Annotated in this window: 18 protein-coding genes; 11 read left to right on the top strand and 7 right to left on the bottom strand. The window is 40.6% G+C overall.

Annotated elements, in window-relative coordinates:
• Nucleotides 1-199 precede the first annotated feature (199 nt).
• The 4 genes from pdsR (at nt 200) to H5182_RS05975 (ending at nt 3566) form a co-directional block, all read left to right on the top strand.
• Nucleotides 200-889: a proteobacterial dedicated sortase system response regulator gene (gene pdsR, locus H5182_RS05990; RefSeq protein ID WP_182759702.1), complete on the top strand. Its 690-nt coding sequence runs from the start codon at nt 200-202 to the stop codon at nt 887-889.
• Nucleotides 889-3021, top strand: coding sequence for a proteobacterial dedicated sortase system histidine kinase (pdsS, locus tag H5182_RS05985; protein ID WP_182759701.1), 2133 nt, complete (start codon nt 889-891; stop codon nt 3019-3021). The genes pdsR and pdsS overlap by 1 nt, the downstream gene beginning before the upstream one ends.
• A gap of 102 nt (nt 3022-3123) precedes the next feature.
• Complete coding sequence (locus tag H5182_RS05980; protein WP_179959192.1) at nt 3124-3282, top strand: hypothetical protein; 159 nt, start codon at nt 3124-3126, stop codon at nt 3280-3282.
• 50 nt (nt 3283-3332) lie between these two features.
• Nucleotides 3333-3566 (top strand): hypothetical protein, encoded by a 234-nt coding sequence (locus H5182_RS05975; RefSeq protein WP_145235415.1) that lies wholly within the window; start codon nt 3333-3335, stop codon nt 3564-3566.
• Between the two features lie 28 nt (nt 3567-3594).
• Here the strand turns inward: H5182_RS05975 and H5182_RS05970 are convergent, their stop codons facing one another.
• The 4 genes from H5182_RS05970 to H5182_RS05955 are packed head-to-tail and all read right to left on the bottom strand — an operon-like array spanning nt 3595 to nt 7469.
• Nucleotides 3595-4095, bottom strand: a complete 501-nt coding sequence (locus H5182_RS05970) for a DUF1543 domain-containing protein (RefSeq protein ID WP_182759700.1) — start codon at nt 4093-4095, stop codon at nt 3595-3597.
• An 8-nt stretch (nt 4096-4103) separates the two neighbouring features.
• Nucleotides 4104-5453 (bottom strand): sigma 54-interacting transcriptional regulator, encoded by a 1350-nt coding sequence (locus tag H5182_RS05965; protein WP_145235410.1) that lies wholly within the window; start codon nt 5451-5453, stop codon nt 4104-4106.
• A 2-nt stretch (nt 5454-5455) separates the two neighbouring features.
• Nucleotides 5456-5998, bottom strand: a complete 543-nt coding sequence (locus tag H5182_RS05960) for a hypothetical protein (RefSeq protein WP_145235408.1) — start codon at nt 5996-5998, stop codon at nt 5456-5458.
• 1 nt (nt 5999) lies between these two features.
• Nucleotides 6000-7469, bottom strand: a complete 1470-nt coding sequence (locus tag H5182_RS05955) for a HAMP domain-containing sensor histidine kinase (RefSeq protein WP_182759728.1) — start codon at nt 7467-7469, stop codon at nt 6000-6002.
• A gap of 316 nt (nt 7470-7785) precedes the next feature.
• Between H5182_RS05955 and H5182_RS05950 the strand changes: the two genes are divergently transcribed.
• The 5 genes from H5182_RS05950 to H5182_RS05930 all read left to right on the top strand — a co-directional run bounded on the left by H5182_RS05950 (nt 7786) and on the right by H5182_RS05930 (nt 10644).
• Nucleotides 7786-8013 carry an EF-hand domain-containing protein gene (locus H5182_RS05950; protein WP_145235406.1) on the top strand — a complete coding sequence of 76 codons (228 nt, stop codon included), beginning with the start codon at nt 7786-7788 and terminating at the stop codon, nt 8011-8013.
• Nucleotides 8014-8035: 22 nt separating this feature from the next.
• Nucleotides 8036-8263: a hypothetical protein gene (locus H5182_RS05945; RefSeq protein WP_182731797.1), complete on the top strand. Its 228-nt coding sequence runs from the start codon at nt 8036-8038 to the stop codon at nt 8261-8263.
• 110 nt (nt 8264-8373) lie between these two features.
• Entirely contained in the window at nt 8374-8610 is a 237-nt protein-coding gene (locus H5182_RS05940; protein WP_182731798.1) for an EF-hand domain-containing protein, read from the top strand.
• A gap of 12 nt (nt 8611-8622) precedes the next feature.
• Nucleotides 8623-8859 carry an EF-hand domain-containing protein gene (locus H5182_RS05935; protein WP_182759699.1) on the top strand — a complete coding sequence of 79 codons (237 nt, stop codon included), beginning with the start codon at nt 8623-8625 and terminating at the stop codon, nt 8857-8859.
• Nucleotides 8860-8979: 120 nt separating this feature from the next.
• Nucleotides 8980-10644, top strand: coding sequence for an amidohydrolase (locus H5182_RS05930; RefSeq protein ID WP_182759698.1), 1665 nt, complete (start codon nt 8980-8982; stop codon nt 10642-10644).
• Between the two features lie 9 nt (nt 10645-10653).
• On the opposite strand, the gene H5182_RS05925 is transcribed toward H5182_RS05930, so the two are convergent.
• A complete protein-coding gene (locus H5182_RS05925) occupies nt 10654-10881 on the bottom strand; it encodes a YgjV family protein (RefSeq protein WP_145235395.1) in 228 nt (75 codons plus the stop codon).
• 268 nt (nt 10882-11149) lie between these two features.
• Between H5182_RS05925 and H5182_RS05920 the strand changes: the two genes are divergently transcribed.
• Nucleotides 11150-11806 carry a Crp/Fnr family transcriptional regulator gene (locus H5182_RS05920; protein WP_145235393.1) on the top strand — a complete coding sequence of 219 codons (657 nt, stop codon included), beginning with the start codon at nt 11150-11152 and terminating at the stop codon, nt 11804-11806.
• A 263-nt stretch (nt 11807-12069) separates the two neighbouring features.
• Here H5182_RS05920 and H5182_RS05915 read toward each other — a convergent pair whose 3' ends face one another.
• Both H5182_RS05915 and pepB read right to left on the bottom strand, forming a co-directional pair.
• Nucleotides 12070-12636 carry a phosphoribosyltransferase gene (locus tag H5182_RS05915; RefSeq protein ID WP_145235390.1) on the bottom strand — a complete coding sequence of 189 codons (567 nt, stop codon included), beginning with the start codon at nt 12634-12636 and terminating at the stop codon, nt 12070-12072.
• A 234-nt stretch (nt 12637-12870) separates the two neighbouring features.
• A complete protein-coding gene (gene pepB / locus H5182_RS05910) occupies nt 12871-14166 on the bottom strand; it encodes an aminopeptidase PepB (protein ID WP_145235388.1) in 1296 nt (431 codons plus the stop codon).
• 90 nt (nt 14167-14256) lie between these two features.
• Here pepB and sfsA point away from each other — a divergent pair, with 90 nt between their 5' ends.
• Nucleotides 14257-14973, top strand: coding sequence for a DNA/RNA nuclease SfsA (sfsA, locus tag H5182_RS05905; protein WP_182717171.1), 717 nt, complete (start codon nt 14257-14259; stop codon nt 14971-14973).
• The last annotated feature ends 51 nt before the right edge of the window (nt 14974-15024 follow it).

Genomic DNA, 15024 nt, shown 5'->3' with positions numbered 1-15024 from the left:
CTTAATAGTTGGCAACTCATGGGTTGGTAGCTGCCCGATTTGGTATAACGCCATTAAAGCAAGCTCAAGTGGCAACAAAGGGGAGCAAAAAAGGCAAACTGCTGAGCAATTGTGGCAAAAAAAAGGCAATTGCTTTTTCGCCAGTGCGAAAGCAAAAAAATTAGGTATAGTGCAACTAGAATATAAGAAGGTGCTGTAAATGAAGAAGATTGCAATTATTGAAGACGAACCCGCGATCCGCGAAAATTACATGGAAATGCTCAGCGCGCAGGGTTATCTGGTCAGCGGCTATAGCAACCGTCAAAGTGCAGAGCATGCTTTTAATGACACACTACCAGACTTAGCGATTGTCGATATTGGTTTAGGTCATGAAATTGATGGCGGTTTCTTACTATGCCAAACTCTGCGTTCGCTTTCTAAAACCTTGCCGATTATTTTTTTAACCGCCCGCGACAGCGAAATAGATACTGTGTGTGGCCTACGCATGGGCGCTGATGACTATCTCACTAAAGATATCAGCATGGCGCATTTGGCGGCTCGTATCGGTGCACTGTTTCGACGTATGGAAGCACTCGAGCAACCCGCTGATCAAAATGCTTTACTCAATCGCGGCCCGCTCACGCTTGATACTAAACGCATGCAAGTATTTTGGCAGCAGCAAATAGTCGATTTAACCGTAACTGAATTTTGGATGCTGCATTCACTGGCACAGCGCCCTGGGCATGTAAAAAGCCGTAACGAACTAATGAGTGATGCAAAGATTTACGTTGATGACAGCACTATCACTTCTCATGTTAAACGTATTCGCAAAAAATTTATCGCTTTAGATACTGACTTTGATTGTATAGATACCGTGTACGGTATGGGTTATCGCTGGGAGCAAGTGTAATGCTGCGTTTTGGTTTGCGCAGTAAATTTATATTGCTGTCGTGTTTTTTATTTTTACTGCCTTGGCTTGGCTATGAATACGTGTGGGAAATGGAAAAATTTCTGCGCCAAGGTCAAGAAAAAACCTTAGTCGGCACTACCCGAGCACTCGCCACGGCCCTGCATGAGCGCCCAGCATTATTTGACTCGCAAACCAATTTTTTAGATCAGGTTATAAAAGGCCGTGATCTCTACGCCTATAACCTTAGTAACCCCATTCAACTTGATGGCAAACTGTCGGACTGGCAGCCTTATCAAAGTCTTTTTTGGCATTACGACGAGCGCTATTTACAAACTAATAAACCAGACCATCAGCTTGAGGACTTATCGTTTGAGCATATGGTTGGTAAATATGAAAACTTTTTATATGCAGTATTTAAAGTTACCGATGACTCGGTGGTTTATCGCGCTAAAAACACCCTAAGTTTAACCCGTAATGATCACTTACAGATCATGTTAAAAACCCCACAAGGAGAATTTAAGCACTATATTGTTGCCGCTCGCCAAGATGGCTGGATCAACGCATTTGACGCACAAAGCAAAACCCCAATAACAAAAATTCAAGGCTATTTTGTCAGTACAGAGACTGGCTACAACATAGAGTTGCGGTTTCCGCTAACGATGCTTGGCAATAAGCTCGGCTTTGCAATTGAAGATTGGGATCAAGGCAAGCCTGAGCCACAGACTATGTCGACTTCAAACTTACAAAACCCCAATGATATTGGCTCAGTGCTGGTGCCCTCTCCTGAAATAAATCGTATATTAAAAGGTATGGGTCACAGCGGCAGCCGAATTTGGGTGGTTGATAATCATCACCGCGTGTTAGCGCAGTCGGGATCAATTCATCATGCCGACGGTGTTTGGGCTGATGGACTTAATGACCAGCCAGCAAAAACCTGGTGGCAACGATTTGAGAAAAACTACTTACATCCACTTTACTATAAAGTACTTACCCGCCCTGAAAATGAATTTTTAGATACATTGCACGATGTCGCAGCGATGCAAGGCACACATATAGGTAAAGCACTCAGTGGCACACCAGCATCGTCTTGGCGACTCACTCCAGATAACAAAGCGGTTATTTTATCAGCCGCATATCCTATTTGGATCCAAGATAAGGTCATTGGTGCTGTAGTGGCCGAAGAGACTACCAATGGTGTTCGCACATTACGCAACAAATCGTTAGAGAAACTATTTAATGTGATTTTAGCAGTGATGCTAATAGGCACAGTAACGTTATTCTTTTTTGCATCAAGGATCTCCAGTCGTATTCGTCGCTTAAGAGATACCGCAGAGCAAGCCATTGATGCTCAAGGGCGAGTAACTGGCACTATTAATTACAGCGATTCAAACGATGAAATTGGCGATTTATCTCGCAGTTTTGCAAATATTGTAAGTCGCTTAGGTGGTTACACTAACTATTTAGAAACCATGTCGTCGCGATTATCTCACGAACTCAGAACACCCGTTGCGGTCGTACGTAGTTCCCTTGAAAACTTACAAATGCAGCCACAAAGTGAGCTGAGCCAAAAATACCTTGATCGTGCCAGTGAAGGGGTCGAGCGTTTAGGTAAAATAATCACCACCATGAGCGAAGCAACTCGCCTTGAGCAAAGTATTCAAAGCGCTGAAGCTGAACCATTTGATTTGCGAAATGTGATCAATGGTTGTATGCAAGGCTACCAGCTAACCTATGCACAGCAACAATTTAGCCTTAATATTTGTCCGCAACCATTACTACTTAGCGGCGCGCCTGAGTTTATTGCTCAGTTGCTAGATAAACTGATCAATAATGCCTTAGAGTTTAGTGTTGAAGATAGCGCTATAAGTGTCAGCCTTGATCAACATGATAATGAAGCCCTGTTATGTGTCAGTAATCTAGGTCCACTTTTACCCGAGGGATTAACAGAGCATATTTTTGATTCAATGGTGTCGGTACGTAGTCAACAACTGCAGCAGCAACCACACTTGGGTTTAGGGCTTTATATAGTACGTTTGGTGTGTGAATACCATAAAGGCACAGTTAGCGCGGCTAATAATCAACAAGCCGATGGTGTGACTTTTACCGTTCGACTACCTATTAATAATAATTAAGGATTACATTTATACACATTTTGTACGGTTAATGTTCACTTACAATTCAGTCGCGCAGACATATGCTTACTACTTAACTAAGTTGATAAGATAGGAGGCAATATGCAAGCGATACTGAAACGTGAAGAAATTGATTTTATTTTTGATTTATACAGCTATGAAGATAGTGATGAGTTAAACAGTAGCGAACCTAACTCTGATACTGAAAAACATGACATAACACAATCAAAAGTAATTTATCAGCCTAGTTGTTTGACCTAAAAGCGGTTTGCTCATTACAATGGCGCACCTTGTAAAAGTACTGCCTAATAATGAAAACTCATTCTGCTAAAAAAGAACTTATTTTATTACCGATCTTACTAATTGTTATTTTACTGTGTATTGCTGGGCATTTTTTACTACAAGCCAGCTTCCAAGATAGCAATGTTACCGAGTATATGCTTGCTGCGTTACCTTTTGCTATGTTTGGCTTAGTGATTATCGCTTTTAAAATTGCCAGTAACAGTGAAGACAAAGAGCGTGCAGAACAAAGTGATAACGGCTAACGCTTGTACCACACACTCTCTTGATTATTTATAATAAATGGTAACCAAACCAATCGGGCTTAATCGCTTGAGATTGCTCGCTCGGGGTTAGCTTGATATGTAATTGACTGTCGAGCAAGTCAATTGCAAAGCAATCATCTACATCATGTAAGTCATCTTTATGAATATGACTTAAACCTGCTAGTAAATCCTCTTTTGCTCTTTGTTTAGCTTCGTCGCTACTACTTGCTACATATAACGCAAAGTCATGCTGCTCAGCTAAGCTATCAGCACGATACGCTCCTAAATTTACAAAGTATAACTGCTGCGATTGGGCCACGGGTTCATCAACCACGGTTACTGCAAAGCCATCAATGTGATTTACCGCCATATAGCTGTCCATGTGCACGCTACTTTTATCACCGACCCACTGCGCTTTTAATTTTGAGTAAGTTTGTTCAATCGATTCCCCAACAACAAAACGAACATCATGCATTTCAATATGGCAGCCCTGAATACGCCCACCTAAATACACCATAAATAACTGCATTTTCTCTCCTAACAAATAGTATCAACGTCAATGTTGTGTTTTTTGATCAACTTATAAAAATCTGAGCGATTACGCTTAGCTAGTTTTGCCCCTTCAGCCACGTTACCGCCAGCCATCTTTAAAGCATTAATCACATAATCTCGCTCAAATTCTTTTTTAGCATCGTTAAGTGAAAGCGGCTCAACATTGTTGGTATTACTATTAAGCGCACTTTCAACCAGCTGTGCTGATATTACTTCACCTGGGGTAAGTGCGACAACCTGCTCTACTACATTTTGTAACTGGCGAATATTACCCGGCCAATCGTGACGTACTAATGCATGCATTGCATCATTGGCGAAACGCTTTTCTTTTTGATCCATACGTTTAGCAATGGTAGCGCTAAAATACTGCGCTAATAAACTAACGTCTTCTCTGCGCTCACACAGTGGTGGTAATTTAAGATTCACAACATTTAAGCGATAGTATAAATCTTCGCGAAATTGCTGATTAGCAATCGCATCAGGCAAGTTTTTATGAGTTGCTGATACAATCCGCACATCAATTGGAATTTCTTCTTCAAAGCCCACAGGGCGAATAGTTTTTTCTTGTAATACGCGCAGTAACTTAACTTGTAAATTAAGTGGCATATCACCGATTTCATCTAAAAATAAAGTACCGCCTTGCGCTTGCTGAAATAACCCTTGGTGGTCTTTAATCGCGCCCGTAAAAGCCCCTTTTTTGTGACCAAATAGTTCTGATTCGAGTAATTCACCCGGTACCGCACCACAGTTTATTGCGACAAACGGACCTTCACTAACATGGCTATGTTGATGAATAGCATTAGCTAGTAACTCTTTACCTGTACCACTGGCCCCCGAGATCAGCACATTGACCTGAGTCGGACCTAATAATTTAACTTGCTCAAGTAAATGCAGCATAGCACCACTGCGGGTCACGATATTGCTGTTTGATGCGCTTTCATCGGCACTGAGACCATGAATTTCAATCGCTTTTGCTAAACTATCAAATAACTCATCTTTATCTACCGGTTTAGTAATAAAGGCAAAAATACCTTGCTTCGTCGCTTCAACAGCATCAGGAATAGACCCATGAGCTGTCATCATCAACACTGGCAGCGCTGGGTAGCGATTTTGTAACTGACGGTGTAATGCCATACCATCCATTTCATCCATGCGTAAGTCTGTAACCACAGCATCAAATACATTATTTTTTAATAACTGAAGCGCAGCGATACCGCTTTCGCAGGTAGTCACTTGATAGCCTTTAGATTCTATGCGAATAGCCAATAGTTTTAATAAACTTGCATCATCATCGACCAGTAAAATTCGCGCGCCTTGGTTTTGCTCTGTTGACATAATTACTGCTCCTTAGTTTCTTCGCGTAGTAATAGTTGCTGCTCGATGGCTGCCAGTGATGACAGGGTTTCTTGCATTTTATTATTCAGCGCTTGCTGCTGTTTTTTAGCGTTGATCTGCTGTTTTATTTGTTGTTTTTGCAGCCATAAATACTGTTTTATATCATCTGGCCAATAATAAGCTTGATCCAGTTTTAGCAGCTGCGTTAATACTTTTTCCGGTGCTAATACATTATTTTTGCAACTAAAATCAAAATAATTCTGAAGCTCTTTAGCACCAATATAAACCGTTTTACTCGCTGCCACTTGAAAACCACCGCACGACTTTGCATGCCAACCAATGACCGTTTCGGCAGGTGCATACATAGGATCGGTTTTCGGCCTAGGTTTCGGATTCGGTAAACTATCCCCTTGTGGCGTAGTCACCTTACCCGCTTGTTCAGCTTCAGGGTTGCTTTTATTTACTGGCTGCTCAGTTAACTCACACCCTGCGAGCCCTAAGGTTGTAATGCAAACCACTAAAATGGCATTTAAACGCACGCCCATGCTAATTAACTCCTTGGTTTTTATTGGTTTGAGGGATGATTGGGATTTGAATTATAAAACGACAGCCTTGTGGCTCATTATGCTCAACGTGTAAAGTACCCATCAATTGCTCAACAGACTCTTTTACAATGGTAAGCCCTAAACCACTACCTTGAGCGGTTACATCTTTAGCATTCTTACCTTGATAAAAGGCACTGAATATATGTGATTTCTCTTGCTCTTTAATACCGGTGCCTTGATCGCTCACGCTCATAGTCAAAGTACGACCAGCTAATGACAGAGCAATATTGACCGCCTGTCCTGCTGGTGAAAACTTTAAGCCATTAGAGATCAACTGAATTAAGATCATTTCAACAAGCTCTGCAGCAATTTCCAGTGGTTGCTCGGGTAACTCACAATGCCAACATAAGCTTTGCTTACGCGCCACTAAACGATGTTCAAAATGGCTGTTTATCTTGGTTATTAATTGCGAGAATTCCAGCTCACTTAAGTCTTCTTTGCTGCTGCGAATCGCATTGTAACTAAGTAAACTATCGATCATAGCGCGCAAACGCACCATGCTCTGGGTAATTAACGCCAACACCGCTTGCTGCTCTTTGTTAATTGGCCCAACGATTTCATCGGCAAGTAAGTCAGTGCCCTCAACCATTGACGCTAATGGAGTTTTCAATTCATGGGTAACATGGCGTAAAAAAGTATCTTTTTGTTGCTCTAATTGATGCAACTGCTCTTGCACCCATTGTAATTTATTTCCTAGTTCAACCAACTCAGCAGAGCCTTGTACAGCTATTTTTTGTTGCCAATGACCTTGCCCAAGCTTATCAATAACCGACGTTAATCCTTTTAAGCGACCACTTATACGCCATAAAAAACCACCACCTACTAGTAAAGTTAATGGGATAAGTGCTATTAACCAATTGATAAATGAGCTTTGCAAAGCTTTTAACTGTTGCTGATTTTTAGTTATTTGCAGCTCATTTTGATCTCTTAGCCACACCGTTTGACGCGCAATTAATTCACTCACAGGAATAAACAATTGCGCATCTTGTTGTCCTTCAGTAACGAGTTGAGTATGCGCTAATTGCAATACCTGTGCGAGTTGCTGCCATTGCTTAATATACTCCCCCGTAGAACTTATAAAAGTTAGTTCATCAATGCTTTGTAGTGATGATTGCCACTTATCAACAATCAATTCATCGAGTGATTCGCTTTTCAGCACCCAGTTTTGTCGCGTTGCGCGCTCTAAGCTATTGAGGTCTTGCTTAAGATTATTAAATGACTTGGTAATTTGATAATTTTCACTGACGATTTGTTGAGTTACTGCTAGCTGTTTATTCAGCGCATTTAAAAATACAATCACTACCAGTGATAATGGCAGCAGCGATAACAAAGTACTAAACAAAAACTGGCCTATTAAATTGGGTCGCCAACTAAGTAATGCACTGTACTTTTTAGCGAATGAGGCCACTATCGCCACTCCTTTAGTTAAAAGTCTGATTATGGAAGGTGTTACTTATACACTAGCTGAATCAATAAGAATAATGAATAAGGCGAACTGTGTAGCGCTATATAAAGCGACTGACGCTAAATTGAAACAACTTAACCAACTGTTTTTTTTAAAACTTAATGAATACCCGTTAAAAGTTGTTGCAAAAAAGACACACTGCTCGGTCATTTTTTCCCACTTATTATAATGCCAAAAAATTAAACCACTGATATTTATACAATAAAAAAATTGGCATCGTTCTTGTAATATCCGTATCAACGACTGTTTATAAGGAAATAATATGAAAATATTAACACCGCTGTGCTTATGCATCAGCCTACTGCTTAGCTTTAACAGCTTTGCCATTGATGTCGAGGCCACCTTCGCAGAACTTGATAAAGACAGTAATGGCACATTGAGTGAAGCAGAAGCATCTGAAGATGCGGTATTACACGAAAGTTTTGAGCAAATTGACAAAGATCAAAATGGTCAAATTTCATTTGCTGAGTTTAAACAATTTTTGCAATAAATTTCCCAAAGGAAACACTGCTATGAAACAACTTATCACCGCTTTTTCACTGATGTTTTTAGTCATTAGCGCCACTGTTTTAGCATCACAATTAAACGTTAAGTTTGCGCAATTAGATACCGACTCTGACGGACAAATTTCATTGCTTGAAGCCAAGCAAAACAACACGCTATTAAAGCAGTTTACTGATCTTGATGATAATAACGACGAGCAATTATCTGAGCAAGAGTTCGCAAAGTTTAAATTTTAAAAGGCTTTAAAGTATTTGCCATAATCCCGGAGGGAATGTGTAAACGGATTTAATGTTGGGATTTAAATTATGGCAAATGCTTTATTCTTTTTATTGGTAGGATGTAAATAATGAAAAGCATATTAATAATATTAAGTGTGTCGCTAGCCACCAGTTTTAGCGCAATGGCACTGGATGTAAAACAACGTTTTGATCATTTAGATAGCAATAAAGATGGCTATTTAACGCATAATGAGCTTGAACCACAACCACAATTGTTGAGTAACTTTCAACGCTGGGACAAAAACCAAGACAATAAAATTTCCCTATCTGAATTTAAGCGTTTTTTAACTAATAACCTAGATTAACGAGTTTCCCCAATGAAATTTTGTACACAACTGGGACTAAGTTGGTTATTTGTCAGTAGCTGTTGCAGTTTTGCAACAACTGATAATATAGCAGAACAATTCAAAAACTTAGACCGCGATAACGACGGTTTTATCACGCGTTCAGAGTCAGCAAAAGATCCTGCCCTGTGGTCTCGCTTTAAAAACTATGACAGCGATAAAGATGGTAGATTATCACTGTCTGAATTTACTCTATATGCGAATAAATGAATAGCTAATTCATCAGCATAGTTGAAATGCACAACGATAAATAATTTATTATATTTAATTTGCAGACTCAGTATTCTCTGTTACTGTTTAACTAACAAAAGCAGAAAAAGAATTCTAACAATGAAATGCTTACTCGCCTGTTTAATCACTTTATCTTTACCTGTGCTAGCTGATACCACGGTGATCTACAATGCTAACGGTTACACTCCAACTTACAGTGGCCAATTACAGCAATTTTCTACACTGGTTATTAAAGATGGCAAAGTAGTAAAAGTAGGAGACGATAAACTAAAAGCGAGTTTCCCTAATGCTGCAGTATTTGATGCCGAGCAACAAACCTTATTACCTGGTTTAATTGACGCCCACGGTCATGTGATAGGACTTGGTAATAATTTAGCGCAACTCGATTTACGTGGCAGTACGTCGATTGCAGAAATACAAAAAAAGCTTGCTGTATTTGCTAAAAATAACCAGGGCTGGATTATTGGCCGCGGTTGGAATCAAGAACTGTGGCCTGATAAGCAATTTCCTACTGCTGCTGACTTAGATAAAGTTGTCAAAGATGTTCCGGTGGTGCTTTCTCGTGTCGATAGCCACGCGATTTGGGTTAATAGCAAAGCGATGGAGTTAGCCAAATTAACACCCACAGTACAGTCACCAGTAGGTGGGGAAATTATTCGCAACCAAGCAGGTCAACCTAGCGGTATTTTTGTCGATAAAGCCGAAAGTTTAATTACTGCACATATTCCAACGCCATCTGATCAAGACGTAAATAATGCCTTAAATCAAGCTGGTCAACATCTGCTCAGCTTAGGTATAACCTCAACCCACGATGCTGGGATTGATAAACAAACATGGCAAGTTTACAAGCAAAGAGCTGAACAAGGCACCTTACCGCTGCGCATTGTTGCAATGCTAAGTGCAACAGATCCGTCCCTTGAAGATATGCTCAGAGCCGGTCGCTATAAAGATCTTAACGATTTCATGTCTATTCGTAGTGTAAAAATATATGCTGATGGTGCGTTAGGAAGCCGTGGCGCCGCACTACTGGCCGATTATGCAGATAGAAAGAATCACCAAGGTTTAATGCTCGAAACTCAACAAAAATTAGAGCAGCTGTACACATTGAGCTTTAACCATGGTTTTAGCGCCAATACCCATGCCATCGGTGATAAAGCAAATCATATTGTGTTAGATGCCTATCAAAATGTATTTAAAAAAACCGGCGGGATTTTACTACGTAACCGAATAGAGCACGCACAGATAGTTGATCCAGCAGATATTCCTCGCTTCAAAGCACTTAAAATCATTCCATCAATGCAACCGGTGCATGCAACTTCTGATATGCATATGGCAGAGCAGCGCCTTAGCGATACACAATTACAAGGTGCATATGCATGGCAAACGTTTTTAAAGCAAGGCTCAGTAGTAGCTGCAGGCTCAGATTATCCAGTTGAACTGGCCAACCCCTTTGACGGTTTGTATTCAGCAATTACTCGCCAAGATCACAATCAATTACCCGCTAATGGCTGGCGAGTCACTGAAGCACTGAGCAGAGAAGATGCACTCAGAGCATTCACGTTAGGTGCTGCGTATGCCGCACATCAAGAATTTAAATTAGGTAGTTTAGAGCAAGGAAAGTGGGCTGACTTTATTTTAATCGACAAAGACTATTTTAAAGTGCCAGTACAAGAAATTTTTACCATTGTCGTAAATCAAACATGGATTGGCGGTGAATTACGCTACCAAAAAGCGCAAATTGATAACCAGAGTAAGGCGCAATAAACCACGCTATTATTGCGGTTTTTGTTGTTGACGTTTGAGCTTAATTAAATGATAAATATTTACGAAGGTTAGCAAACCATTAGTGATAGCCACAGGCCATGCAGCAATCGCAATACCGTAGGCTGTGAAAGCAATACAACCGGCAAGGTTAAACCAACGAAGTTTGCTCACATCACTCATAGTTAAAGAGGCAATAAGTAAAGCTGAGGCAAAATACCCCAAATATTCCCAACTCATTTGTTCTCTCCGGTACTTTAGGTTAGCATTGCAAATGTTGTAGTTTAGGCAAAGTTATTCCACAATATAGCAATAGTATAAAAAAGCTAACTTACTAAAAACCCAAAGCTGCTAAAAGCACACTTTAATAATCATTACACGGGATATCAGGTATTAAGCTTAATTAACCGAGTTAACTAAGCTAGTAAGTTAGCGTAAATTCTTAGAATCTTAATGCTAACGTCATTAAGATGTAATAAATAGGACAATTGTCCGAAGGGCATTGTTGATGTTTCAATATCATTTTTCTAGTTATCTCGTCGACCAGCTACTAACCTTTGCTGGCAGCCGTTATCAACAATCTAAAAAAGAAGTACTGATCCACCAAGATCAACCTCTTACAAAATTAGTGTTAGTCAGAAGCGGCACCGTATCGTTTAGTTATGATGTCGGTAATGGCCGCCGCTTACTGCTGGGCCAACTTGATTGCAACAACACCTTAATTGGTGAAATTGAAGCGCTAAACAATAACCCCTGCATTTATACAGTCACCTGCTTCAGTGACGTTAGCTACAACCTAATAGAACTAAAGCACTGGCGTGCCCTGTTACTTGAAAAGCCAGAGCTGAGCTTATACACAGCACAAACTATTGCCGCTAAGTTTCAAGAAAACCAAAAAATTAATTTAGATAAACTATTGTTGCCATTGGGTTACAATATCGCCAAAGACTGTTTATTACGTGCCGAAAATAATAACCCAACCCTGCTGCGCGCATACCCAACGGTAAATGCTGAAGCTGAGCGTTTTGCCACCACAGAGCGAGCCTATCGCCGCGTAGTATCGGAACTGGTAGAAAGAGGTTTAGTTGCACGCTCAAATGATGGACTCAAAGCGGTTGATTTAGATAAACTTAGCGATTACGTGGATAGTTTTTCGCAGCTATAGTTGCTAATTTAAGCAATTTAGCATCACTGCAATATCTTCTGATTATAAAAGATAAAAAGGCCTAGGGACGATTAACTCTTTGTTACTTACATGGATGTAAGTAAGGGGCGTGAGCAGGACGCGGAAGCTTTGCTCGATTTTTACTTAGCCCACTAGGTTACAAATCTCGCGCCGCGATTAAATCGCCCCTAGATTGAACAAATTTCAATCCACAAAGGTCAACAGACCCTAATTAAGGCCTTTTTTATTTTTACTCAATAGATTTATTTTGCTAATAAAATATCGTGTATTTTTACTAAATCTGTTTTACCAGCGATGATCTCATCAGGTGTTAAACCCGATAGTTCATGCGGGAATACTAACCACTCTTCTGATTCATGAATGTAGTAGTCAGGCTTCATATCAACTTTAGAATTTTTTGGTTTGTAATACGGGCATGCAATGCGGATATCTTTAGGTAAGTTTAAACGCATCAATTCCGAAAGCTTTTCTTTCAGCGCAAAAATACTACGCCCTGAATCAAATACATCATCAACAATCAATAACGAGTCACCTGCGTTAGCATTTTCAATAATGTAGTGTAGGCCATGTACTTTAATTTCTTTAGATTGCTTATTAATACCGTAATACGATGAAGTTCGCACCGCGATATGATCTGTCTCTATGCCCTTATAATCATAATACTCTTGCACTGCAATCCCAATTGGGGCACCCCCACGCCAAATACCAATAATAAAATCAGGACGAAAACCATCTTGGTATACTTGCGCCGCAACGCGAAATGAATCTTCAAGCAATTGTTGCGCTGTGATGTAGCACTTATCTGACATAATTAGAATTCCCAGTGTGAGTTGATCATTCAAGTATAGTTTATGAATACGACTTAAATAAAAGCAGCGCTTTTAATATAAGAAATATAACTTCAAACCTTAATCACTTGAAATGCAAAAGTGGGGCGAGATTTTAGCGCAAATAAACTAAAAAAGCTTGTTTCTGTTTGTAATTACATTTTTATAGCCAACAAAAAAGCGCCTAAAACGGCGCTTTTTTAAACATATTTAAGATTACGCTTTTTCTAGTAAAGTACGTGCAACCGTGCGCATCCCGACTGTTGTCGCGCCCGCAGCCCATTGACTCGTGCTACCCATATTAAACGCTGCCGCTAAATCCATATGCACCCAGCCTTTGCCGTCGTTTGGTACAAAACGTGACAAGAAACCAGCAGCATTTGATGCGCCACCATAACCACCGCCTTTTTGGGCACGGCTGTTAGCTGTATCAGCGTATGGTGAAGGACAGTTTTGTTGATGCCACTTTTCAAGTGGAAGTGGCCACGCGCCTTCCATTTCTTGCCCAGCAAAGCCTTCAACTTCACGTACAAACTCTTTATCAAGTCCAAATAAGGCATTGTACTCTTGACCAACAGCAACTAGCGCAGCGCCTGTTAGTGTCGCCGCATCAATAATTAAAGGTGCACCGGTTTCAGCTGCAGCCATTAAGCCATCAGCAAGTACTAAGCGTCCTTCAGCGTCAGTGTTAACAATCTCAACTGTCGTGCCGTTTTTATAGGTAAGGATATCACCCAGCTTATATGCATGGCCTGAAATAAGGTTCTCAGCACAGCATAAAAACAGTTTAATTCGTTTATTAATACCGCGACTAATAGCCAATGCCAAACCTGCGGTAACCGTTGCAGCACCGCCCATGTCGCACTTCATACCTAACATACCTTCGCTGGCTTTAATTGAATAACCGCCAGAGTCAAAAGTAATCCCCTTACCAACAAGCGCTGCATCTACAGGCGCATTTTCATCGCCAGTTGGATTGTAATCAAGTGCAAGTAATACAGGCGGGCGCTCACTACCGCGACCAACAGCATGGATACCAATCCACTGCTGCTCAAGTAGCGCATCACCTTTGATGATTTGATAGCTCACGTGTTCAGGAGCTAGTGATTGAATAAATTCAGCAGCTTTACCAGCTAAACTTTCAGGGAAGATATCATCCGCCGTGCCATTGATCATTTCACGCGCCCAAGTAGCAGAACGAAGTAATGAAGCAAGCTCTTGGCTATCTGTTTTAGCATTTTCAGCAAATTCAACACCGTGTAATGACTTAGGCGATACAAACCCTTGATAAAAAGCCCACTGTGTTTCTGTACACCAGCAATCACCAGCTAGCACGACATTTTTAACGCCTTGATTGGCAATACTGCGCGCGGCTTTTTGTACATTTACTAATGTTTCTTGTTCAGATAAATGAACCGTTGCACCGTGCTCATTAAAAGATAACGTGGCGGTTTCGCCCCAATGCGATGCAGCACCCTGCTCGCTTAATTGAACAACAAATTTTTCAGACATGTTAGAATACTCTTTGCGCTAAAATAGTGACAATGAGTTTACTATAGCCACAACAACTTCCCAACTGCTTGAGACCAAATAACTAAAATAATGAAATATACAACGCCACTCCAACACGCTACTTTAATCAAACGCTACAAACGTTTTTTAGCCGATTTACGCCTTAGCGATGGCTCAGAGTTTACCGCCCATTGTGCCAACACAGGTAAAATGACTGGTTGCGCGGAGCCTGACTTTGCAGCCTTTTATTCCACCAGTAGCAATCAAAAAAGAAAATATCCTCACTCATTAGAATTGACGCAAAACCAGTTTGGCCATCTGATCTGTGTAAATACGGCAATCGCGAATAAAATCGTTGCAGAAGCACTTCATGCAGCGCTAATCAGCGAGCTTAACGGCTACACTAAAATACAGCCAGAGGTTAAATATGGTGATGAAAATAGCCGTATCGATTTTTTACTTACAGCTCCCCAACGCCCAGACTGCTATGTAGAAGTAAAATCTGTCACTTTACTCAGTCAAAATGCCCCACAAAGTGGCCAAGGTTACTTCCCTGATGCCGAAACTCTTCGCGGTCAAAAGCATATTCGTGAATTAATTGAAATGGTTGCACAAGGCCATCGTGCAGTGCTGCTGTTTGCAGTATTACATCAAGGGATTAAGCAAGTTAGTGCGGCGCGCCATATTGACGAAAAGTACGCCCAACTAGTTGATTTGGCAATTACTAAAGGTGTAGAAGTAGTTGCTTATAAAGCAGATATTTCGAGCGCTGAAATTACACTAATAGAAAAGCTCACTTTTAATTAAAAGCGACTTGTTTTTAAGGTTTTCGCCCATATAACAAGGCAAGTTTTTAAG

This window comes from Pseudoalteromonas sp. SG44-17 (assembly GCF_014164235.1).
Classification (GTDB): domain Bacteria; phylum Pseudomonadota; class Gammaproteobacteria; order Enterobacterales; family Alteromonadaceae; genus Pseudoalteromonas; species Pseudoalteromonas rhizosphaerae.
Note: the sequence above shows the minus strand (reverse complement) of the source record. Positions and strands in the feature narration are given on the sequence as shown.